General features: G+C 47.7%; 27 protein-coding genes and 1 pseudogene. All 28 read right to left on the bottom strand.

The window, feature by feature from the left end; all coding sequences use genetic code 11:
* Position 1 precedes the first annotated feature (1 nt).
* Positions 2 to 715 carry a C40 family peptidase gene (locus Xind_RS17240; RefSeq protein ID WP_187650593.1) on the bottom strand — a complete coding sequence of 238 codons (714 nt, stop codon included), beginning with the start codon at positions 713 to 715 and terminating at the stop codon, positions 2 to 4.
* Between the two features lie 2 nt (positions 716 to 717).
* Positions 718 to 1,422 carry a phage minor tail protein L gene (locus tag Xind_RS17235; protein WP_187650592.1) on the bottom strand — a complete coding sequence of 235 codons (705 nt, stop codon included), beginning with the start codon at positions 1,420 to 1,422 and terminating at the stop codon, positions 718 to 720.
* Positions 1,419 to 1,754 (bottom strand): phage tail protein, encoded by a 336-nt coding sequence (locus tag Xind_RS17230; protein ID WP_187650591.1) that lies wholly within the window; start codon positions 1,752 to 1,754, stop codon positions 1,419 to 1,421. Before Xind_RS17230 ends, Xind_RS17235 begins: the two co-directional genes overlap by 4 nt.
* 69 nt (positions 1,755 to 1,823) lie before the next feature.
* Complete coding sequence (locus Xind_RS17225) at positions 1,824 to 2,198, bottom strand: helix-turn-helix domain-containing protein (RefSeq protein ID WP_187650590.1); 375 nt, start codon at positions 2,196 to 2,198, stop codon at positions 1,824 to 1,826.
* 72 nt (positions 2,199 to 2,270) lie between these two features.
* Positions 2,271 to 2,531 (bottom strand): type II toxin-antitoxin system RelE family toxin, encoded by a 261-nt coding sequence (locus Xind_RS17220; protein ID WP_187650608.1) that lies wholly within the window; start codon positions 2,529 to 2,531, stop codon positions 2,271 to 2,273.
* Between the two features lie 222 nt (positions 2,532 to 2,753).
* A complete protein-coding gene (locus Xind_RS17215) occupies positions 2,754 to 6,029 on the bottom strand; it encodes a tape measure protein (RefSeq protein ID WP_187650589.1) in 3,276 nt (1,091 codons plus the stop codon).
* 108 nt (positions 6,030 to 6,137) lie between these two features.
* Positions 6,138 to 7,037, bottom strand: a pseudogene (locus Xind_RS17210) (IS982 family transposase).
* Positions 7,038 to 7,160: 123 nt separating this feature from the next.
* Entirely contained in the window at positions 7,161 to 7,481 is a 321-nt protein-coding gene (locus Xind_RS17205; RefSeq protein ID WP_187650588.1) for a hypothetical protein, read from the bottom strand.
* A gap of 9 nt (positions 7,482 to 7,490) precedes the next feature.
* A complete protein-coding gene (locus Xind_RS17200; RefSeq protein ID WP_246432589.1) occupies positions 7,491 to 7,835 on the bottom strand; it encodes a hypothetical protein in 345 nt (114 codons plus the stop codon).
* 105 nt (positions 7,836 to 7,940) lie between these two features.
* Complete coding sequence (locus Xind_RS17195) at positions 7,941 to 8,576, bottom strand: hypothetical protein (RefSeq protein WP_187650587.1); 636 nt, start codon at positions 8,574 to 8,576, stop codon at positions 7,941 to 7,943.
* Positions 8,577 to 8,771: 195 nt separating this feature from the next.
* Positions 8,772 to 9,338 carry a phage antirepressor N-terminal domain-containing protein gene (locus tag Xind_RS17190; protein WP_187650586.1) on the bottom strand — a complete coding sequence of 189 codons (567 nt, stop codon included), beginning with the start codon at positions 9,336 to 9,338 and terminating at the stop codon, positions 8,772 to 8,774.
* Between the two features lie 297 nt (positions 9,339 to 9,635).
* Positions 9,636 to 10,322, bottom strand: coding sequence for a DUF6246 family protein (locus Xind_RS17185; protein WP_187650585.1), 687 nt, complete (start codon positions 10,320 to 10,322; stop codon positions 9,636 to 9,638).
* A gap of 64 nt (positions 10,323 to 10,386) precedes the next feature.
* Positions 10,387 to 10,905, bottom strand: coding sequence for a hypothetical protein (locus Xind_RS17180; RefSeq protein WP_246432588.1), 519 nt, complete (start codon positions 10,903 to 10,905; stop codon positions 10,387 to 10,389).
* Positions 10,906 to 10,956: 51 nt separating this feature from the next.
* Positions 10,957 to 11,331, bottom strand: a complete 375-nt coding sequence (locus Xind_RS17175) for a phage tail termination protein (RefSeq protein ID WP_187650584.1) — start codon at positions 11,329 to 11,331, stop codon at positions 10,957 to 10,959.
* Positions 11,328 to 11,696 carry an HK97 gp10 family phage protein gene (locus Xind_RS17170; protein WP_187650583.1) on the bottom strand — a complete coding sequence of 123 codons (369 nt, stop codon included), beginning with the start codon at positions 11,694 to 11,696 and terminating at the stop codon, positions 11,328 to 11,330. Before Xind_RS17170 ends, Xind_RS17175 begins: the two co-directional genes overlap by 4 nt.
* 1 nt (position 11,697) lies before the next feature.
* The gene (locus tag Xind_RS17165; protein ID WP_187650582.1) at positions 11,698 to 12,045 is read right to left on the bottom strand and encodes a hypothetical protein; all 348 of its coding nucleotides are present in this window, start codon (positions 12,043 to 12,045) and stop codon (positions 11,698 to 11,700) included.
* 2 nt (positions 12,046 to 12,047) lie between these two features.
* Positions 12,048 to 12,416, bottom strand: a complete 369-nt coding sequence (locus Xind_RS17160) for a DUF7370 family protein (RefSeq protein ID WP_246432587.1) — start codon at positions 12,414 to 12,416, stop codon at positions 12,048 to 12,050.
* Entirely contained in the window at positions 12,394 to 12,645 is a 252-nt protein-coding gene (locus Xind_RS17155) for a hypothetical protein (RefSeq protein WP_187650611.1), read from the bottom strand. Before Xind_RS17155 ends, Xind_RS17160 begins: the two co-directional genes overlap by 23 nt.
* 9 nt (positions 12,646 to 12,654) lie before the next feature.
* Positions 12,655 to 13,746, bottom strand: a complete 1,092-nt coding sequence (locus tag Xind_RS17150) for a major capsid protein (RefSeq protein ID WP_187650581.1) — start codon at positions 13,744 to 13,746, stop codon at positions 12,655 to 12,657.
* Positions 13,747 to 13,756: 10 nt separating this feature from the next.
* Positions 13,757 to 14,185, bottom strand: coding sequence for a hypothetical protein (locus Xind_RS17145; protein ID WP_187650580.1), 429 nt, complete (start codon positions 14,183 to 14,185; stop codon positions 13,757 to 13,759).
* A gap of 5 nt (positions 14,186 to 14,190) precedes the next feature.
* Entirely contained in the window at positions 14,191 to 15,558 is a 1,368-nt protein-coding gene (locus Xind_RS17140; RefSeq protein ID WP_187650579.1) for a DUF2213 domain-containing protein, read from the bottom strand.
* Positions 15,559 to 15,578: 20 nt separating this feature from the next.
* The gene (locus Xind_RS17135; RefSeq protein WP_246432586.1) at positions 15,579 to 16,547 is read right to left on the bottom strand and encodes a phage minor head protein; all 969 of its coding nucleotides are present in this window, start codon (positions 16,545 to 16,547) and stop codon (positions 15,579 to 15,581) included.
* Positions 16,504 to 17,904 (bottom strand): anti-CBASS protein Acb1 family protein, encoded by a 1,401-nt coding sequence (locus Xind_RS17130; protein WP_246432595.1) that lies wholly within the window; start codon positions 17,902 to 17,904, stop codon positions 16,504 to 16,506. The genes Xind_RS17135 and Xind_RS17130 overlap by 44 nt, the downstream gene beginning before the upstream one ends.
* A gap of 39 nt (positions 17,905 to 17,943) precedes the next feature.
* Positions 17,944 to 19,167, bottom strand: coding sequence for a PBSX family phage terminase large subunit (locus Xind_RS17125; protein ID WP_187650577.1), 1,224 nt, complete (start codon positions 19,165 to 19,167; stop codon positions 17,944 to 17,946).
* Positions 19,148 to 19,630: a DNA-packaging protein gene (locus Xind_RS17120; RefSeq protein WP_187650576.1), complete on the bottom strand. Its 483-nt coding sequence runs from the start codon at positions 19,628 to 19,630 to the stop codon at positions 19,148 to 19,150. The genes Xind_RS17125 and Xind_RS17120 overlap by 20 nt, the downstream gene beginning before the upstream one ends.
* Before the next feature lie 22 nt (positions 19,631 to 19,652).
* Positions 19,653 to 19,844 carry a hypothetical protein gene (locus tag Xind_RS17115; protein WP_187650575.1) on the bottom strand — a complete coding sequence of 64 codons (192 nt, stop codon included), beginning with the start codon at positions 19,842 to 19,844 and terminating at the stop codon, positions 19,653 to 19,655.
* A 2-nt stretch (positions 19,845 to 19,846) separates the two neighbouring features.
* Positions 19,847 to 20,065, bottom strand: coding sequence for a hypothetical protein (locus tag Xind_RS17110; protein ID WP_187650574.1), 219 nt, complete (start codon positions 20,063 to 20,065; stop codon positions 19,847 to 19,849).
* The gene (locus Xind_RS17105) at positions 20,062 to 20,643 is read right to left on the bottom strand and encodes a BRO family protein (RefSeq protein WP_187650573.1); all 582 of its coding nucleotides are present in this window, start codon (positions 20,641 to 20,643) and stop codon (positions 20,062 to 20,064) included. Before Xind_RS17105 ends, Xind_RS17110 begins: the two co-directional genes overlap by 4 nt.
* Positions 20,644 to 20,647 lie beyond the last annotated feature (4 nt).

The raw sequence follows: 20,647 nt of genomic DNA, 5'->3' as shown, positions 1-20,647 counted from the left end.
TCTAACTCATAGCGACGGCCAAATCTTCTAAGATGGCCTCCAAGCTGGAGCTTGACCATTGTTTATGCCTCCATATTGAATGTGTATATCTGAGCCAAAAACCGTCATAAATATCGCGTTTGCTAATACGGTCTGGTCGATGGTGTAGGATTTGCTGATTACCGATATAGATAGCCCCGTGACAGGGGGTTTGACTCCCCAGACAAATAAGAATGATGTCGCCGGGCTGAATTTCATCTGCTTGCTCAAAGCCCTGACTTAAGCAGTTATCGAGGTAAAGATTCTGCCCCGCGTTCCACCACGCATCGTCACGCTCGATATCGTCTAATTCGATACCCGCCAGATGATAGGCATCCCGGATCAGCGAATAGCAATCCTGCACACCGTGAATAAATTCCCGACCCAATAACCGTGGAACAGGGCGGAATTTATGCACCCGATCACCACAGGCCAGCCACCACGGCAATCCCGTTCTGATTTGTTGTTCCCTATCTCTGGTACTTAGGCGAGGCTTGCCATTTGGGTGACTGTGAACAATGACCTCAATATCGGCAAAACACTCTGCTGTTATCCAGTCATCGGGGTTAATTTCGAAGTAGTTCTCAGGCTCCGGTGAAATATTACGGCATGGGAAATAGCGGCTACCTGAAATCAAGCCACACGATTCCTTCACCCCTTCCGCTTTCGCGTGGGCGATAATGTCTTCTTCAATCATGATTAACCTAACTTGTTCGCGCCTAAAAAGCCGCCAAAGGGCATGGACAAAGGACGGGGATAACGCAGCGTGCAACCACTGTATTTCTTTGAGCAGCGGTCTTTCAAGGGATGAGTGGTGGGCTGGTCTTTTTCATCTGCCACGGGTGGGCCATCATAGCCACAATCGGCGGAACGGTACTGCCAGCAACAGATATCCGCCTGAATCACCCGCGCCGGAATGAGCGCCCCGTCGGTTTCACTGGGTAAAGCCAGAATATAGGTCACGAAATCCGCGTTCGCATCCTGCTTCTGTTCTATCAGGTATTTGCTCACCGCCTCACGTGTTGGATCGGCCTGTGGGTTACCATTGGGAAAATTCACCGCATCCAGATAAATCTCAGGTACTTGATGGCGTGTCACTACCGCACCTAACGCATCATTGAAATCCTGATTTATTGCCGTAATGAACCCGTTAATATTGGCAAAAACCATTTTCGGTCGGGAGCTGGGGCCTTTGCCACTCATTTCAAATCCGGTCACCTCCACCGGATACGGCTCATAGCGCATACCTTGCCAGATAACCGGCTGTAATCGCCCATTCATACCATCATGGAAACGGTAGATATCGCCACCAAAGGCTGTTAAATCTATCGCATACAGATTAAGAATGGCGTTCTGAGCCAGTTCTGTAACCTCAATCCGCATCTCTTTTGGAATGTCCCTCACGCCACTACCTCCTCAAACACGCAACTGACAGACCATCGCACCCGATGACGGTTGACTGTCCACGCGCGGCACACAAACGTGCGCAGTTGATTATCGTCACTACTTCGCCATGTAAAGGATTCCACCGCGCCCCGTTCCCGTAAGAACGCATCAATTGAACGTCCAGTTTCCGCACTCCCGACAAAGCTAAGCTGGTAGCGTTTTAACTGGTTATTGATGCCGTCTTTAATGCGCTGCTCGTAGCCGTCACCAAACTTAATCACTTTGACACGCGGTTCATGGCTGACCTCATAGTTATCCTGTGGTCGCCAGATAAATTCTGGTTTTGTCATATTTCACCTATAAAAAAACCCGCCGAAGCGGGTTTGTGTCATTACGCGTCCCATAGAAAGGGATTGCGGTTAATCCAGTGTTAACTGTGTTGGCCTGCATTCATAAAGTGCCGCCAGTTTTTCTAATGTGACCTGACGGGGGCGTTCTGCTTTTTCAAACTGGGAAACAGCGGCTTGCTTTACACCCAATTTTTCCGCTACTTCTGTTTGTGACAAACCACGATAGATACGCCATGCCGCATGGAGGGTAACTTTTTCATCAACCATGATGCTGATGACTTCATGCGGGATGGTTTCATCATCATGAGGGCCTTTGGTGTAAGGGATACTGACATAATCTTCATCACGATCCACCGCAGCCAGTAAGCGCTCATACTCTGCAATAGGCAGCACTACCGCTTGCTTGTTGCCGTTCTCATCTGTAATAAACTGGATACCAGCCATATTATCTCCAATAGTGTGTTGACCCTGACATGAATAGAGGAAAAAGCAGGCGGGAGATCCCCGCCACGCCAGTCAATATGTATTTGTTTGTCTTCGCTTAACTTCCTGCACCTCTAAAATCTTCGGCTCTTTACCCGAAAGCTCAAACAAAATTCGGTAGTCACCCACTCTCAATCTGTATTGCGCTTCTGTCCCCGTTAATTTTCTGATATCCAAATCTACAAGCGGAAAACCTGTAAGCTGATCAACTTTATTTTTGATTGCTTTCTGATATCGGGTATCGATCCGAATTAGCTGCTTGGTTGCTGCTTTAGACCAAATCACTTTGACCATCATTTCCCCTATTTTTAAAGAGCATCTCCGTTTTCAGGATGGTTTAATTATAAGTTAAAAGACTTATATAAGTCAATAAAAACTTATATATAGAAATAAATACTTATATTTGTGTTTATATAATCATCAGGCAATGATGCTTAGTGAATTGATGCAGCGACGGAAAGGTGTAGATCAATGAATAACAGGGGCTTTATGACGCAATGACTCGTTATCAGTACACTACTGATTCAGCATGCCACCCGGCCTGCTCTCATCTGTAAGAACATCATAAATGGTCTTTCTCACCATCCCTGACATCATTCGTGCATCCTGCTCAGTGAAGTTTCCCTGCGTCTGGACATTAAAGGAAATATTAATACTGCCAACAGAAGTGCCACCGCCACCCTTACCCATTTCCCGGTTACTGACCACCTTACCCCTGTCACCCGGTATCATGTACTGGTGACCGTTATTAGCTTTGAATATCTCCGGCTTATTATTTTCTCCAATTCGGTATGCCCCGTTCGGGCTGACCGGCCCGCCATTCTTACGCGCCCCCAGTAAGGCAATCATGGCAGGCACAGCCGCTGTCATGGCTGCCATACCGACTGTCGCGGCTGTGCCCATTGTCGCGACACTACTCGCCGCTGCAGCCGGGGCCATTGCCGTAGTAATTGTCGCCCCTGTGGCAACTGCCGATGCCGCCGCCGCCGTATTAGCCGCCTTGCCGATAATCATGTTCTTGATTTGCTGCATTCCCATCTGAACCAATGCGGAGACCGCTTCATTGGTGATGGTAAGAGCAAGATTACGCATGGCATCATTGGCGGATTGAGTGCCGGTTAACAGCCCGGTGATGGTATTGGCGGAACGCTGGCCCAGTGCTTCAAGCGAATCCCCCAGAAATTGATACATTTCATTCTGACCTTTCCATTGCTCCCATTGGGCGTTGGTCATGTCATCATTGAATTTACGGGTAAGTTCGGATTTAAGCTGCAGTATTCTTTCGTGTTCACCGATATCATGGGCGTTATAAGCATCCAATAACGCCATTTTTTGCGTGTATTCATTCTGGAGTTGCTGGATAGGGTCTACTTTACCCATCATTCCTTCATTAATGCCCACGGATGAATCCACTTTTTTGTTAATTTCATCTTCCGTTTGCTTATTCTGATAACGTTCTTTTATCTCTTGCTCGCGTTTCTTGAACTCTTCTATTTCAATCAAACCTTGCTTTTGGACACTGATTAAATGTGCAAGTTCTTCATCCATTGCCTGCTTGGATTTCACTAAATCGTCTTGCTCAAGCATCCATTTTCGAGCTTCATAATCCTTTTCAAGATAGTACTTTTCTTCGGCGTTTCTTCTGACTTTTTCAAGCAATGCTTCACCCGAACCTTCTGGCATGGCTTTAACAGCATCATATTTAGCCATTGCCAGACTGCCTTCTTCGTAGCCTGTTTTGAGTCGGTCGATTTCGTCACGCTGACGTTTGAGTGCTGCGGTAATCTCATCTGACCGCCGTTTAGCTTCATCGGCTGCCTTTTTCGCTGCGTTTTCCGCTTCTCTGGCGGCATCTTCACGTTGTTTTTCAGCCTCTTTGAGCTTTATGTTTTCTTTGATTGAAGCCTTTAAATCTTCTTTTTGCCCTGAGCTGGCTCCCAGTTCATCAGCTTTGAACTCTGCGGCTTTTAAGTCTCGTTCTAATCCCTTTTTAGTTCTGAGTAATTCATTTTCTTGCTTGAGCTTTGTGATAAAATCAGCCGCTTTATCAGATGCCTGATCAACATCTCCACTTCTGTTTTTGTTGGCATCAGCGTTTTCATTGGTCAGCTTTGTGTTTTCAGCAAGAGCTTTACTGGTTAGAGCAATGGCTTTTTCGTAATTGCTCTCGACCGTTTTCATATCCTCAAGTTGCCCCTGAGCTATAGCTAAGTCCCCCTTGAGCTTATTCATTTCCTCCTCAGATCTTTTTGAATAAATAAAACCACCATTGTGATCTACATCCCATTGAAGACCACTTACTTTTGTTTCCTGTTTTTTTACCTGTTCACGCTGTTCAATTAGCTTTCTTTCTAATTCGACTTTATTCGATTCAAGTTTGGCCTTACTTAATTCCTTTAAGTTGCCAGTCAAACTCTCGACCGTGTGAGATAAATCTTTGGCCTCATTCTTCGATTCTTCTGCTTGTTGATGGAAATAATAAAGCGCTGCCGCTGCCAACATAACTACACCAAGTGGCCCACCTAAAAATGACATAGCTGCTTTGAGCCCATTCATTGCAATAGTAGCGCCTCTTGCGGCGGCTGCGAACCCTGTTTGAGCGGCAGTGACTGCATTTTGTGCGGTTCCATATGCGACTGTTGCTGTCGTTGCTGTGGAGCGAGCGGCGGTTAATCTGGCAAGTGCTGCTGTAGCTGCATCAGTTCCCTTTGCTGCTGCATATTCAGCCTCAGCAACACGTAGAGCAGACAATGCAGCCTCTTTATCCAGCGCTGCTTTTCTCAGCGTCATTTCTGCGGCATAGAGTGCGCTTTGCGCTTCTGCTTTATTAGCTTGCGCTAACGCTATAGCACTCCTAACGTTTTTTATCTTTTCGCTCGCTGCTAATGCCATCGCGCTAACCATCCTTGAACCCATAACAACAGCCAGAGCAGTCGCAGCACCAGCAACAAGATCCATATTTTCACTGACCGTAACTAAAGTGCTATTAAACACTTTGAGTGCTGTCTGAACCGTGGTTGATTGACCAAAGAACCGAGTCATATTGTTAGCCGCCATTTCCATTGACTGGCTCATGGTCGCTGAGGTTTTATCAAATTCTTTAGCGATAGTTCCGGCCTGAGCTAGAAAAGCCTGAGCTACGACCGTAGACGTTAATTTCCCCTCCGCCGCCATCTTCCTTAGCTGACCAATGTTAATCCCGAGGTGATCACTCAATGCTACAATTAGACGGCTTCCGTTCTCAGACATGGAGTTAAATTCTTCACCACGCAGAACACCAGATGCCATCGCCTGTGAGAACTGGATCATGACGCTTGATGATTCCGCAGCGGTTGCCCCTGAGACCACCAGACCTTTTGCTACCGTTTCAGTTAATTTCGCCACATCATCAGCCGACATACCATAACTACGAGTGGCTCTTTCAAGGCGACCGTATAGCGCTGCTGTCGAATCCAGACTAGCGCGGGAGTTCTGTGCGATGTTGAATACACGCTCAGTGACTTCCGCCAGCGTTTCATTTGCTTTGACGGCATTAACCAGTTTGTTATTAACCACAACCCATGCATCAGCATAACTGGCTATTTTCTCGACAGATAATGCCGCTGTTACCGCAGTGGCAGCCCTTGATAGACTCAATATTGCCTTTTCTGCCCCATTAACCGCCCGTCCTGTTTGATTAAAACGTTGCTCCAATTGCCCAAGCCGGGAATTTACCTGATGCTGTGCTGTCAGCAGTTGTGCTACATCCATTTGCACCTGATAAACGATATTACCTACGCGACGCTCTGCCATTTTCTAGCCCCTGAAAAAAGAAAACCTCGCCAAAGCGAGGTTATGATTAGTTAGTGATGATATGGTTATGGTCAATTATTATAATAAATAATAACGCGATGCTCGACTTTAACATCCTATAACGTTGACTTGTTGAAGCCAATCGCGTTGTGTTTTTCCTTGTTTAAAATTCGCAAAAATGCCCAATGTATGAGAAAGCAGTTTTCTGGCTATTCGATTACTCAAGTGCCATAGATCCCGCGCCCAACACTTCTCGATAGCAAATTGTCCGGCAAGTTGACCTATCACGGTTTTAATTAGACGGCGTTTGGCATTAATACGCTTTCTCGTTTCTTTGGGGACGGGATCATCCATATTGGCACGCACTGGCGTAATCATTTCAATACCCGATTTATTCATTTATTCTTTAAATTCAATGCCTAAATACCCCTTATCACCGAGCAAATAGCTTTTTATCGGCGCCACTAAATCCCAGGCGGCTTCACGTTCACTGCCATTGGCCGGTGTCAATGTTATTCCCGTCACTACGCCGGTTTCATCTATCATCAAATGCCCCTTAAAGCCGTAGTAAGTTTCGTTCTTGGCGGCACAGTACCCATAATCGGCTTGCCCTTTGAAATTAGCGCTCCCCTTAACTCTTTTGAATCCACAGACTGGCAGCGGAAATCCGTCGATAATATGTACCGACCTGTCGAATGCGCCCAATAATCTCGCCAGCTTTTCTTGCAGTTTTTGTTTGACAACCCAAAGATTCGAGGTTTGTTTGGCAAAATTGGCCCGTGAACCCAGTCCCGGAAACCATTCGCGCCAGTGGTCACAAAAATACGCCCAAATTCCTTTATCCGTTGAAAATCCTAAGAATTCACCGACTACTTCCATTGTGATGACTTCCGCATCACTTAGCTTAGGAGGGATTCCCCGGTTCCTCAGTCGTGTGCCTTGCTGTAACGCCGTTAAATTATCGTCTATCCAACAAAACACCCGAATGATAAAATCTTGCTGTGACATAGCCTTTATTCCTTTATTTCTCTCAGTTTGGCGACTTAAAGTTATAAAGGAGCGGCTATGTCATTTCAACTCACCTCTAAAGTCGAGCATCGCGTAAAAATAATAACTTTCTCATTGCGTTTCCTACCTACCAAACCGTCGTCCATCTGTTGATTGAAGATACACATATTCTATGTATGGTAATCTAAATATAATTTCATCTTTATCAATGCCATTACCTAATGCTGCCATTCTGCAAAGCAGACTTACACCACCAGTTTTTTGTATACACATTCCATCTGGACTCTCGAAAAAACGCATGCCATCTTTTTTCCACATAACAACTGTAGCACCATCAGGTAAAGCACCTATTGGTTGAACAGCGAAAATGGTTATTTTGTTATATGCAAATACCGAAAGCGCAATAACTATAACAATAATACTTGCCAGTATTTTCTTTATCATTTCCTACCCTTAACAACCAACCATTTCGCCAGACATGGTTACAGTACAAGTATTACCGTCACTATCCTTAGTATGGCAACCAGAAGAATCACACCAGCTTTTAATTGAAAATTTATTCCCCTCACTATCAACAGAAAACACCTCGGATGAGCCGTCACTATTCTCCCTTGATCCCGATGTTATAGAGTATGAATTACCTTCTGAGTCATATGACTGAATAACATCATCCCCTTGCATGTTTTGGCTTGACTTGGTGCACACCTGATATATTCCATCACCAATGCAATCATTAGCAAACGATGGCATAGCATATATAAAACCTACCAAAGTAATTATTGGTATTATTTTCATCATAATCCCTCATCATTAAATTTCACGCATGATACCAGTCAGTTAGAGAAAAACAACGCAAAATGCCACGATTAAGTGGCATTAAGAATGAAAAGATATGCGGATGAGTTAATTATTCGGTAATACTATTTTAGATATGATGGCCAATCGGTTTTGGTGGTGTTCGGGATCGCCCCATAGCCACATTTCTTGTCGGCTAACATCATCTTGAGTCTCAATCTTGTGCAATTCGCAAGTTATCATGTCATAGGCGTAAACATGCAAATTATACATCAGAGCGTCATACATTCGGTCTTGCCAAAAAGCCACGCCGTCATTAGTCTGATTCATGTCAGATACTATTACGTTATAGCGTTCCAGTAAGTAATCAAAGAACACTTTACCAGCTAAATCACGTAGAACCGCTCGATGCTGAGGTGTTCTAATACGCCAAACGAGAATTTGAGTTACAGGGCGGCAATTTAATACAACGTCAGGCTGTATGACCACTCGATTGTAATAAGCCACCTCTTTTGATATATCGTTTATTAGCGCTAACTCAAAATGAGATTGGCTAATCTTGCCTGTCAATCGATTATCAACCCGAACCATGCGATAGCCAGGAGAAAAAGACAACCCTTTTATTTGACCCGTGATATCTTCTCCAACCATCAAAGATGTGTACAGAGCACGATTATCTGAGCATTCGTTCAAGTGAGCAAAAACTTCATTAACCTTTTCAGGATGTATCAATCTTTGTGGCATATGCTCCCCTCAAGCCCAGTCACCTAAAACAGGCGGTCAATATTTAGCTCATTGATAAATATTCCTTGCAGTAATATTAGACCGTTTGAACCTATGGTTCAATAGCCAAGGGCATATGAAGATTGTTTATTTAACCATCGAATTGTATTAAAAAGTATCAACTTGTTTCGGGTCTTAGCCATCCTTGGCTTGAAATCAAAGCATGCGCGCTGGTAGTGAAATCATGTTTTCGATGTAATATCCATATTGCCGGGCAATGCCGTTAACAATACCTTCAGTGGTATTCGCTCCACCTGTAAAGGTGTTCGTTTTCTTGAAATGATGATCGTAGACTTCCACCTTAATGAGATACCTGAAATTCAGCGACTGCTGTCTCACCTGCTCTTTCCTCTTCGCCTCATGCATCGCCCAGTAAATACCAAGCACCTCATAGCACTCTTCCTGATACCAAATAACGTTCTCTCTGGCGGAGGCTTTCACTTTGTTGGGGTTAATGCAGGCTAACCAGTCAGCAAGTTCATCCAGAGCAAGGCAGCTCATCGCCCTTAACCCATGTTTTGTTGGTATCGTGATTTTCACCATACTTTCCTGAAAGCGTGTTTTCAGCTTCGTGAATTGCGAAGTCCAGTTGAGGCCCATTCCTTCGGTAATGAGTTTCATCGGCACATATGGCTTGTTGTTGTAATAAACGATAAAAAGATCTGCGCCATAAAATGGAACGTTGATTGTTTGGCGGGCTTCCTTAACTGCTACAATGGTCACGCTTGGATTCCTAATAAATACTGGGCAATTTAGAGGTCCCTGACTACGGCTATAGTCGGGGACCTTATCATTTCAATAGGACGCTATTAATTACGTAACTGTCACTTTTTGTAAAGAACGTCAATTTAAAACTGGGACGCACCTAGAATATTCAACTATTTATACTCATATAGTTGTCATTTTCCTCTTTCCAATGTCGAAAATAACCCATAACCCAATGAGTTCTATCTGAAAATTGACATTCGCCACCGCAACAATTTCTGACTTTTCAAATTGTTATGTAACTCCAGCTTTTGACTACTTTATACTCACTAATCTTCGTTTGCCACTGAGCAGATCATGGGTCCGCTTATCATCCGCCTCCATCACGGCATCGTATTCTTCACGGGTAAAGCCTTTTTCATCCGGGAATTTTGCTTTCAGTATCATCTGAAACTCAGTCATGGTTAACCGTTCCGCTTCCCCGCGTGACATACTGAAATGTGTCCGCGCCGCATTGATATATTCAATCGCGTTAAATTGGTCGGAATAGGTTTCCGTGCCTTCATGACGCTGAAGTTTTCGCAGTTTCACCTTGCCAATCACACCGTGCGTGATCAACTCTTTGGCAATCAGGATAATATCCTTAATGGGCAGGCTGCCCGGACGATAAACAATGCCTCGCTGTCCGGGATGCCACTCGCCAGTCAGGTCGTCAACATCCTCGTCACAACAGGCCTGTATGACCCGCATCGCGGTTGACAGGACAGCGCGACCAAATACGGGCTTATGCATTAACGCAACCAGCCAGTCGGGGATCGTGCCGTAAGCCAGCATAGCCCGTTGAATCAGCGCCTGAGCTTCTGCCCCGTTAAGTAACGTGTAAGCCTCCACAATCTGCCGGGGTGTGCCCAGGCGGGTCATGGCGGCGAATGAGGGAGACAGGGAAAAATCTTTTTTCTCCGTGGAGATCACCATCTCTCCGATTTCAAGCATGGGTGTCATAAATCCTCCTGAATATTATCAAGGGCGCTCGCAAGCCCCCCTTTGTAATAGCCAGTAATGACGATCACCCGACTGTTTGCGGTTTTGTGACCGCTTCTTCAATCAACCAGTCCACCGAATCCGCATCACTGACCTTCAACTCGCCGGAATAGGTGGCAATTTCATTCGCGCCGAACTGAGATGACCAGGAGGTAAACACCATATAGCCCTGTAAAACGAAGGCATTGTCACCAGTGAAGTCCATCTGCACCCAGTAAGCGGGCTGACGACCGGCCTGCACTTCCTGTGGGATTTCCTTCAACAGCCGCAACGGGCCGAAATCGTCTTTTTTATCCTGTTTGCGGTACTCCCCATCAAAGCTGATGGTTAAGTCCATACTGGTGACGACACTTTCTACCAGCCCTTTTGAATCATCGGCTTCAGACGTCAGGGTATTGGGTGACAGGTCGAAAGATTTGGTGGTCAGCGCTCCAAGCCGTAAAAAAGCGGCTTGCTTCGGCGCGGTGTCAGGACACCCTTTAGCAATACGAATAATGGCATGACGACCAATCAGTTTATTGGTCTCTACCGGGCAATTTGCCATATGAATAACCTCTTATAATAAAAATAAAAAAGGCCACGCGAGGTGACCTGATTAGGATGTGCAGCGAAAGAGTAGCCGGATAACGTACCGGTTCTCTTGGGTGGGAATAGGGGTTGTCAGGCCACCCAGATTAAAGACTCCGTTCAGGTCATCATCATCAGGATGCGCCGCGACATAATTCAGGATAGCCTGTGCGCGCTGGATAACCGGCTGGGGATGATTCTGCCCGCTGACCAGAATGACCTGCACATGGTCATCCGCCCCTAAATCATCCAGCCGACCGGTTCCCCCGGCTGGCTGAAAGACCATATAGGGTGTCTGACCGCCATCGCCTTTTTGCTCAATCCAGTTGAGCATCTGGATTTTGAATCCATCAACCAACCCCGCTTTTGCCAGATAATGGCGGAATTGTTCAAAGGCCATCATAGTTTCAGCTCCTGTGCGACCGCGTTATCTATTTCCCCTCTCATCTCATCAAAGCCCTGTTTCAGGAACGCTTTCTTCGCGGTTGCCCGGCGAAAATCCTGCTTCACATTCGGATCATGAACATAGACGGCGTAGTTTGCCGAATAGCCCACCCGCCCGGTGAGCCGGACCCCCTCAAAGCTCACATCACGGAACTGGGAATTAATCAGCGTGGACGTATCAATCGGGGTATAAAGCGCCGCCTGCGTACTGCCGATATACAGAGCCTTATACACAGCGCGAACTACTTTGCGCCCCCGGATATCGCCGATTAGTGCATTGAGTCGGGATTGTGCTTCACGAATACCGATGACTTTGACGCCCATATCAGACTCCGGTCACTAGCGCATAATCATCGGCCAGACGTTCGAATGTATCCGCATAACGAACAAGATGTTTGATTTCATCAGCGCCTGCTGTAATGGGATTCGGATCGGAAGATTCACCAATCAGGATATAATCCCCGATGGACGCATCAGCAAACTCCGTCCAGAAGGTGTTTTTGGCAACCAGTTCAGCACCAGTGCCTGACATTTTGTTGGACAGGCCCCCCTGATAATCACACCAGATGATTTTCGGCGTTGCATAACCAAGCGGACTTCCGTATTCATCCGTTTCCAATCGCTTCCAGAAGGTACAAGGGGCGGTATAAGCCCAATTTGAATTACTTGCCATGATTACCCCACCACATCAAAGAAGCCGACCGATTGACTTTCCAGCGGTAAGCCAGCCAAACAGCCGGACGTATCCCACGCTTTAATCTGTTTGAGCAGGTAATCCGTGCCAGAGGAATCATAAGTAAATGAGCGGGAAGCGCCAGAAGGCGTACTCTGTGAGGCAATTTTTCGTGCCCCGGACAGGGAGGCCAGACGCACAGCAGCATAGATAAGCAGTAACTTTTGCAACTGTTCAGCATAACCCTGAGTCGCCATGCATCCGGCGGTTGCATTAACCTGATCCAACAGCAGTTCGAGTACGGGATCAGGCAGAGTAAACCCCAGCTCGGCGATCATCGGCCTGATGTCATTCAGCGTTATCGTCACCATCGGGTTTATCCTTCTTCCCTTTGACTTTGGGTGGTTTTTCTGGGTCAGACTCAGGAGGATGGTGGGGTGTAGCCACCTCAAACATCCGGTCTTCAAGCAATTCGACCAATCCAATCTGTGCCCAACGCTGCGCCGTCGCCTGATCCACCTCGACCTTATCACCCACCACCAGATTCTGGAGACTGGCCCCCGAAAACAGATTACCCGCAATCACTTTAACTAATGCCATAACTGTTCCTTACCCTTTCGCGAATAAGATGCCGTGCTGGTTGTTGATATCGGTCTTGACCATCAGGCCTGCCGCACCCCATGTGCGCCACACATAGTCAGAGTTGTAATGTGGACGCGGATCGGCAACGGTACCGAATGCCTGCCCGACGATAGGGGCAATCACACCCGCGCCCAGCGGCACCACCATGATTTCATTACCTTTCAGCTCGAAGTCTTCTTTGATGGCTTTGATGCCGGTCAGCTTCTGCACTTCTTCCAGTACGGTACGGGTTGAATTCACGTCAAAGTAAATCTTCTCCCAGTGAGACAGAATGTTACCGGAGACATACCACGTCTGTTCGGCGTACATGTTGTTTTTCAGGCGCAAAGTGTCACGCAGGGCAATGGCCCCTTCGCGGATCGATTTTGCCTCGGCTTGGGTAAAGTCGATATTCAGGCCACCTGCGCCCAGATCCACCATACCCACACGTTCATCGGCTTTCAGGCCCTTCCACGTCTTGCCGTCAAACTGAATGTAGTTGCCCTCTTCATCACGGAAGCCGTTAAAGACGTAATCCATATACTGACGGCGGACATTCTCAACCGAACCGCGTTGCGCATCGGCCAGTGATGCCAGCGCCGAACCTTTGTTGAAAATCGGGTCACGCCACTGGAATTTGAAGCCGGAATCATGGATAGGCACCATCGTGCCATCAAAGGAATACGTCCGCGCATCCAGTGCCGCACCAATCTGACCGCTCATGGAGGTATGTGCCCAGCCTTTGCCACCGGTACGCGCATACTCATACACCGACTCTTCCAGACGTACCGAACGAGACAGTGGCATCAGGTCATTCAACAAAGTGAATTCCGTATTCGGCTCAAACTCTGCCAGTACGGTCTGATCATACGTGCGATACAGACGGCGAATATCGTCAATGGCATTGACCGCATTCAGCTCCGGCGTGTTAGCGGCATCCCCCCGCCAGCGGGTACGGGCAAAAAAGTCAGCCACGGCCTGTGCCGAAGCATTACGGGCCGCTTCGAGTTCACGGAACTGCATTTGGTTGGCTTCAAGGTTTCCGGTTTCGGTGGCCTTTTTGGTTGAAAATACCAGCATTCATCTCTCCTTACTTGAATACTACGCGAACCAGATCGCACGCTTTAGCTGTAATGTTGTCTTCTTCGATATAGGCAAAGACAGCAGCCCCTTCACCTGCCGCAGTGATCTGACCGTTAGCCACGGCCACAGGTTGCCCCTTTCTGTACGTGCCGGCAGCCGCACGGATATTCAGGAACATGCCTGCCAACGGCTGCATACTCACGACCACCTCACCGGTTTTGATAGGATCATCCACTGTCTGGCAACGCAAATAGTCGATATTGGCGACATACTGTATTGCCGTCTCTTTGCCGTCTGCGGAGGCTTTGAATTTGCCTTTGTCAAAATAACCAATCGTGCCGGGCAGCGTATCGACTGCGGCTACCCCTTCTCTGTTCAGCATCGGGTTAGGGAATAAACCGCCCGCATGAATAACGCGTTTTCCATTTTTCGCCATGTTTGTTACTCCGGCATTGAGGTGAATGATTCTGAAGGGGTATGAGTAAAGGCTGAATTCAGCCCGATTGAGGACTGGCACTGCGCATACAGGCCATCAAGTGCCGCGCCCTCCAGTGTGTTAACTGCCATGTCATCCAGACCGAATTTCGCTTTGACTGCCGCGCGTTTGTCGGCTTTTTCTTTGTCCGCATTGGCAGTCAATACGCTTTTCAGCCCTTTAATCTCATCGCTCATTAACTTCGCCCAGTCGGGCATGTCGTTGGCGTTGGTTATTACATCCTTCTCTTTTGCTTTCTTCTCTTTCTCTTCCCTAGCTTTTTGCTCTGCCTCTTTCAATACGTTATAAGCAGCCAGCAATTCCACGTCAGATTTACCGTCTGTGGCTTTGTTGGCGGCTTTCAGCGCATTAATAATCATGTCTTTCATCGGGTTGTGTTCCTTATTGGTTTTTATTTCTTCGTATTCAGTGGGCTTGCGTACCACTTCCACAGGCTCACCCACGAGTTCGGCAGTACCGTCATCGTTCATGAGGTATTTTTGCTGGTAGGTTTTACCGAAGTGGTAATAGATGAATTTGTCAGGCCAGACCGTCTCCGGGTAAGGCCAGTCATCATCGGCGTAAGTCGCTTTTAACTGCGTTCTCAATGCAGAATAAATGTCGTCGAATGAAAAATTGGCTGCGTTGCTAAAAAAGAACTTTGCCTTATCAATCAGTCCCTCTTGGGTGCAATTAGCGGCTTCAGACAAATTGACCTGTTCAACTTCAAGGCGCTCACCGTCAGCGTTAACAAACATCCCCACCCCTTCTTCCGGTGTCGCCGCTCCCGGCTCACTGGCGGGCAATACGGCGATATGGTCAAAGTGCATATTCCGGGCAATCCAGCTATACGCTTTGCCTTTTGACTTGCCCTTATTTTGTTCTCGCTGGAGCAGTAATCCGGTGGAAACATGAATAGGATCGGCACTGTTCCCGGCGATAATGTCATCCACACGGGATAAAAATTCTTTTCCCTTATCAGAGGATTCCGCAAAGCGTCGGTTGACCTTCACATCCATCATCACCCGGTCACCGTCTTTGCGTACGTTCTCCGCCCAGGCACCGATATGAAACTGATTCACGGCTCTGGGCCTGTCAGCCGAAATATACTGACCGTCAATTTTCGGGTGTCCGTAAGGCACCGGTTTCCCTTCCATTGACTGATAGCTCTTGTTAATTTCACTGGCGGGATATAACCCTCCGTTCATCACAACATCATCCACGACAGGCACCACGCCACGAATGACGATATGCTCATCACCATCAAGGGTTTCTGTTGCGATATTGGCGGAGTTTAAGGCCAGTGACTTAACATGAATTCCATAGAATTCCATGTCGTCGCCTCTTTGCGTTGTTACTGAGATGAATTGCCCTGCCAGCCTTTGCGCTCTGCGTCCAGCCGCGCGGTCAGGCCCGTGTTATACAGTTTGTCGTTATCGTCCAGCACTACAGGCTGTTGCGCACAGTAGCAGCGGTAGCGATTACCGTTTTTGGCATAGAATTCCTCTACTTCCGGTTTGGTGTAGAGTTTCCCGTGCCTCGTCGCGTGCCATTGCCGGGTGGTAGGTTTTAAAGCTGATAACCACAGCAACCGGGTATTCAGTCCTAACCGCCCGCTGGCCCACGCCATTTCGTTCCAGTTGGCTTGTCGCAATGCACCGACCTGCTCCGTCTGGGCGATATTTTTCGCTCTGCTCATCGACACATCAAGGCGCTTGCTGATAATCACCGCCGTCTCTCTGGGATTAATGCCACGGGCAATCGCCTCAGCGATAACATGGGATAAATCGGCCCTTGCCGCATCAGACAGCCCTTTCCAGTCGCTGTAGGCAGACACCAACGCCGCCGCCACCTGATTCTGATAAGCAGGTGTTGATAACAGCGCCGCAAGCGTGGTTTGCTGCGCATAGACGGCTGATTGTGCCGACAGGTTGGTATAAGCGTTTACGGTTCCGCGCTGGTATTCCTCCGCCACATAGCTGAAAGCCCATAGCTGGTCGTTACCGCCTGCCAGCAGATAGTCGTCCAAAATGATTTGTATCCGCTCAAGCAATAAGGCCAGCTCACTGGCTGACAGGTCATAGATAAAACTTCCCGCATTGACTTGATAGAGTATGTTGCCATGCAGGGTATACGATAGCCCGGCATTGCTTGCCTGTGTTCTGCCAGTTAATTGCCAGTCGAATAACTGTCTGAGGGCTTTTTTGATGCCGTCATAGCGCCGTTCGATATCCCGGAACATCTTATTAACGGGTCGGTATGACTGAGTCGGGTCGCGTTTATTTCTCGGTATGATCGGGGTGCCGATTCTGCTCTTGGTCATCAGTCAGCGGATCTCCTTCTGCACCCTGTGGTTCCGGCTCATCTTCCAACGGCTCCAGCTCACCCACGGTACGAATTTCATTGGCCGTGAATATCGGTGTGCCGAATGCCTGCTGGGTTTTCAGTGCCGCTTCGGCCATCTTTATCATATTGTCGATCTTCTCCTGCTCACTGGCGGCGAGCATGTCAGACCAGGCAATGGTGACTTCGCCCGATTGAGGCGGTTCGATAATGCCCACTTCCCACAATCGCGTTATCAATCGGGTAATATACTGGGTCAGAAATCCCCACCGACGACCGTTCAGGCGGACTTTCCAAGTCGCATCATCTTTATCACCGGCTAATTTTCCGGTCTGCGTACCAAACAGGACAGTAAACGGTACTTGCACCGAAGCACAGAACTCACGGGTAGTGACTTCCCATGTGGGTGTAGGATCGCCCGGTGTCACTGACAAGACATTCAGCTTTCCGGCCTGCATCACCGCAGCAGAATCCGTCCCCCGGTTAAGTTTGTGGATTTTGTCTTCCAGTGCGGCGCCCAGATCTGGATAACCGGCCTGAACCGCCGCCGTGGTGATATTGTGTAAATCAGTTTCTTTATCAAACTCCACCCCAATCTGGCGGGAAGCGTTTTTCAGGAATCCTTCGGCACTGCCCCCGGAGACCTTTTCAATATCCAGCAGTTTGTTATAGCCTGCCCGAAGCAAGGGTGTGCCTGAGAAAATATCGCCATCCTCCGCCCCTTCGCACAAAATAATCACCCGTGAGGGGTGAATAGCGAGTTGCTTGGCTGGCCCTTGTATCTCAACCTGGCCGACCGGACGTTCATCAAAGTTGAACATGGCTGGCTGCCCGTAGGTGTCTGAATTGATATCCGTATCCCACTCCGCCACGGTCAACTGAGATTCCCAGACCGGGATCAGGTTCACCAGTGCCTCGGCTTTTAATCGTGATACCACCGCCGTATCAATCGGCTCATACCATGCCCGACTGTCCCTGACCTGAATCAGCAACGCCGAGTAATGCCCGATCATATTCCGGCGGTCAGCGTCTTTGATTTTCGCCCAGAACGGTTTTAACAGCTTCGTGACGTGCTTTTCCCAGGCACTGGTCACAGTGGATTCTTTCTTCTCTTCACCCTCAATCAGGGTCGGGTTATCCTGCCAGCAGCCATCTAATAGCCGATGGATCGCGGCATTCGCAACCGCGTTGCGTTCATAGGCGTTGTAATACTCACGAAAGGTCAGCCGCTCTGGGTAACCAAACTCCGCATAGATATTGGTGCGTTTGGTATTGCCGCTCACACCGCCAGACGCATACAGCATCCGCTTATTGAGTGTGTCAGCCAGGCTGTTCATCAGAAACTCGGTTTTACTTTCACTCACGAAAGACACTCCTTAAAAGAAAAATGCACCACTGCTCTTTTGCTTGATATACCCGTCCAAACCGTACCGGATACCATCCCAACAGTGATTATTGGCATCCTCAATGACTGGCAGTACCTCACCTGTAATGCGATCTGTTTTGTAGGAATACAACCGGGCTTCTTTTGCTGTGTATTTACAACGAGGATGGATATAGATTTGCTTAAAGCCACGCAGGTAAGTGATGCCGTCCTCGACACTGCCTTGCCACTTTTTGGCAGCCGCAATATTGAACCCTTGTCGCCGGAGATAACTGATCGTTTCCGGTCTGGCGGCATCGGCTTTAATGGGCCATTTACGCGCCTCAGGTAGCTGGTCATAAAACGCAGGCATGTGGTCGAGTTCCACCCCGACACCGTAAGCCTCACGGTCGATATACAGGCAGTTATCCAGAATGAACATCCTGATAAGCGTACTGGGGTCTTTGGCAAAACCAAAGTCACCCCCGAATAACAAACGGTCAGCTTTCTGCCACAGGTCATCAGGAAACGCTTCAATCTTGTATTTGTTCGCCAGCACTTGCTTATCTGAGTTTTCCAGATATGCGCCTTCCCATATCCAGGCGTAAGTAGAGGTGTCCAGTCTGACCTGATCGTTAAGGCGTTCCTGTTCCAGTACATCCGGGAACCACGGATTATCGTCATAGTTCATTTCGACAATGCAGGCATTGTCAGGCGGTGTTTTACGAAAGCGTTTATCGGTCGGGCTGCCGTCAATTTCCGGGTTCCATGTCACCCAGATTTCTGAGCCTTCTTCACGTACCGTTGGGATCAGCTTTCGCCAGGCTATTTCGGAAACAGATTCCGCCTCATCTATCCACGCAATCAGAATACGGGCTTTGGATTTGATGCTATCAAGGTTATGGCGCAATCCGGCAAACACGTACCAGACACGGCGGTTCTTGGTGCGGATAAAGTTCTCGCCCATCTCATAATAGTTATCCAGCCACGGTTCGGATTTGATAGCCTGCTTGACTTCTTCCATTGAGGATTCAGACAGTGAGTTCATGAATTCACGCCCGCACAGGATCACCCCTTCGGTGCCTGCCTCTGCAAATATATAACCCCGAATGGCGCTCATCTTGGCAAACGTGCGGGTCTTGCCTGAACCGCGTCCACCGTAAGAGCCGCGATAACGGTAATCACCACTGAAGACCGGAATAAGTTTCGGCGGCAGTTCAATGCTCGTTGTTATCATTCTGACCTCCCGCAACCAGTACTATCTTGGCGGGAGACATTGAACCATCAGTAGAAAGATGATCGTTAACTGTCTGCTCCTTTAATCCCAAATCACGCGCAATGATATTGGCATTAAGTAAGTCAGCCGCTGCACCCGAAAATTTCTGGTCATAGATAATTTGCTCTGTGCGCGTAGTGATGTTCGAAAAATCTTCACGCTTTGCGTATTCGTTCCATGTTGAACGAGATATATCCAAAAAAATACACAGGCCGGATATTGTCATCGCACGCATTTTTGCCAGTTTTGCGTAGACTATTTCTCCCTGATTATGAAATGCCTTTGTTTCATGCAACGGATTATCTTCTACCCATGCGAAGTATTCACAACATGCCTTCCACAGTTCCTCAGGCGAACCAAACTTCGGGTTCCGCCCATGACTGCTTCGGGCCTCCCAAAATCTATTGCCCTTTGGCGCTGCCATTGTTATTCCTTACTTTGCTAACTCAATACTGGCGGAATGTGCTTGTAATCTTTAGCGAGTGAGTCTCTGGTAAATAAGCCAGAAATTTAACCACGCCAAAGAACCAGCCAGCGAAATAACCGACATTGACAAAGCCTTCGATATTTTGTGTGATGCCAATAAATAAAAAGGACGCGATAGTTACGTCCAGCATGACTGGATATATGTATTTCACGATCACCTCTTTATCTGGGGCTTCTCAATCGAATACTTGCTGGCCCATGCCTTGGCCAGATTCAAGCAATCATCAAACAGCTTGCCCTTTCTGCTGGCTGATCCAGAACGGCGATAATGTTCAACTGCCCGGTCACTTGCCATCCCCGCGATAGATGAAGAAAAGCCGAGTTTGGTTAACTCGGCCTGTATGTTCTTCTCAATAAATTGTTCGTGGTTCATGCGGGTTCTCCCTCATCGGGGAACTCATCAAGGCCGGGTAATGTAAGCTGTGATAATTCGAGAATGGCTTTCTCGGCCTTGCGAATCTTCTTGAGGTGACGTTTACGCAGGTTCATCAAATCACTACCTTTGCGACCGAAGTTTTCATATGACCACTTATTGGCAGTAACCAGACGATTTTGCATTTCACCGATGGTTAGTTCTTTGAGGCTTTCCATATCCATCAAAGATAAGTTCTGCGGTTGATGCTCCTTTTCTGCTAAATCAAGCAGCCATTTACGAAGGGCTTTAGCGACTTTGGTTTTTGACAGCATTCCTACAAGGTGAGCACCACGAAGAGAATAAATCCTGATCGCCTTATGCTGTAACCCATTGATTTCTCCGCTGACCGTCAAATTGACGACCATAGTCATATCAGGTGAAAACTCATCTTTGTTACGGTCATAAATCCTTGAGACTGAGTCTTCACGAGCATAATCCAGAAGCTCAGCCATTTGTTTACTGGTAAACCAAATCTTGCCGTCACCGTTATCAAATGGGACGATTTCATGTTCTTTGAAAGTTAATGCTGTACTCATCTGG

This window comes from Xenorhabdus indica (assembly GCF_014467235.1).
Lineage (GTDB): Bacteria > Pseudomonadota > Gammaproteobacteria > Enterobacterales > Enterobacteriaceae > Xenorhabdus > Xenorhabdus indica.
The sequence above is the reverse complement of the archived record's forward strand: the minus strand, read 5'-3'. Positions and strand labels throughout refer to the sequence as shown.

What these genes read in the sequence shown, in the direction of transcription:
- Xind_RS17225 (WP_187650590.1), bottom strand. Translation starts at nt 2,198, where the DNA reads ATGGCTGGTATCCAGTTTATTACAGATGAGAACGGCAACAAGCAAGCG.
- Xind_RS17125 (WP_187650577.1), bottom strand. Translation starts at nt 19,167, where the DNA reads ATGATAACAACGAGCATTGAACTGCCGCCGAAACTTATTCCGGTCTTC.
- Xind_RS17180 (WP_246432588.1), bottom strand. Translation starts at nt 10,905, where the DNA reads ATGGCAAATTGCCCGGTAGAGACCAATAAACTGATTGGTCGTCATGCC.
- Xind_RS17140 (WP_187650579.1), bottom strand. Translation starts at nt 15,558, where the DNA reads ATGGAATTCTATGGAATTCATGTTAAGTCACTGGCCTTAAACTCCGCC.
- Xind_RS17130 (WP_246432595.1), bottom strand. Translation starts at nt 17,904, where the DNA reads ATGAACAGCCTGGCTGACACACTCAATAAGCGGATGCTGTATGCGTCT.
- Xind_RS17240 (WP_187650593.1), bottom strand. Translation starts at nt 715, where the DNA reads ATGATTGAAGAAGACATTATCGCCCACGCGAAAGCGGAAGGGGTGAAG.
- Xind_RS17195 (WP_187650587.1), bottom strand. Translation starts at nt 8,576, where the DNA reads ATGCCACAAAGATTGATACATCCTGAAAAGGTTAATGAAGTTTTTGCT.
- Xind_RS17155 (WP_187650611.1), bottom strand. Translation starts at nt 12,645, where the DNA reads ATGGCATTAGTTAAAGTGATTGCGGGTAATCTGTTTTCGGGGGCCAGT.
- Xind_RS17145 (WP_187650580.1), bottom strand. Translation starts at nt 14,185, where the DNA reads ATGGCGAAAAATGGAAAACGCGTTATTCATGCGGGCGGTTTATTCCCT.
- Xind_RS17175 (WP_187650584.1), bottom strand. Translation starts at nt 11,331, where the DNA reads ATGATGGCCTTTGAACAATTCCGCCATTATCTGGCAAAAGCGGGGTTG.
- Xind_RS17170 (WP_187650583.1), bottom strand. Translation starts at nt 11,696, where the DNA reads ATGGGCGTCAAAGTCATCGGTATTCGTGAAGCACAATCCCGACTCAAT.
- Xind_RS17205 (WP_187650588.1), bottom strand. Translation starts at nt 7,481, where the DNA reads ATGATAAAGAAAATACTGGCAAGTATTATTGTTATAGTTATTGCGCTT.
- Xind_RS17200 (WP_246432589.1), bottom strand. Translation starts at nt 7,835, where the DNA reads ATGATGAAAATAATACCAATAATTACTTTGGTAGGTTTTATATATGCT.
- Xind_RS17220 (WP_187650608.1), bottom strand. Translation starts at nt 2,531, where the DNA reads ATGGTCAAAGTGATTTGGTCTAAAGCAGCAACCAAGCAGCTAATTCGG.
- Xind_RS17110 (WP_187650574.1), bottom strand. Translation starts at nt 20,065, where the DNA reads ATGAACCACGAACAATTTATTGAGAAGAACATACAGGCCGAGTTAACC.
- Xind_RS17165 (WP_187650582.1), bottom strand. Translation starts at nt 12,045, where the DNA reads ATGGCAAGTAATTCAAATTGGGCTTATACCGCCCCTTGTACCTTCTGG.
- Xind_RS17150 (WP_187650581.1), bottom strand. Translation starts at nt 13,746, where the DNA reads ATGCTGGTATTTTCAACCAAAAAGGCCACCGAAACCGGAAACCTTGAA.
- Xind_RS17105 (WP_187650573.1), bottom strand. Translation starts at nt 20,643, where the DNA reads ATGAGTACAGCATTAACTTTCAAAGAACATGAAATCGTCCCATTTGAT.
- Xind_RS17160 (WP_246432587.1), bottom strand. Translation starts at nt 12,416, where the DNA reads ATGGTGACGATAACGCTGAATGACATCAGGCCGATGATCGCCGAGCTG.
- Xind_RS17230 (WP_187650591.1), bottom strand. Translation starts at nt 1,754, where the DNA reads ATGACAAAACCAGAATTTATCTGGCGACCACAGGATAACTATGAGGTC.
- Xind_RS17215 (WP_187650589.1), bottom strand. Translation starts at nt 6,029, where the DNA reads ATGGCAGAGCGTCGCGTAGGTAATATCGTTTATCAGGTGCAAATGGAT.
- Xind_RS17185 (WP_187650585.1), bottom strand. Translation starts at nt 10,322, where the DNA reads ATGACACCCATGCTTGAAATCGGAGAGATGGTGATCTCCACGGAGAAA.
- Xind_RS17120 (WP_187650576.1), bottom strand. Translation starts at nt 19,630, where the DNA reads ATGGCAGCGCCAAAGGGCAATAGATTTTGGGAGGCCCGAAGCAGTCAT.
- Xind_RS17135 (WP_246432586.1), bottom strand. Translation starts at nt 16,547, where the DNA reads ATGACCAAGAGCAGAATCGGCACCCCGATCATACCGAGAAATAAACGC.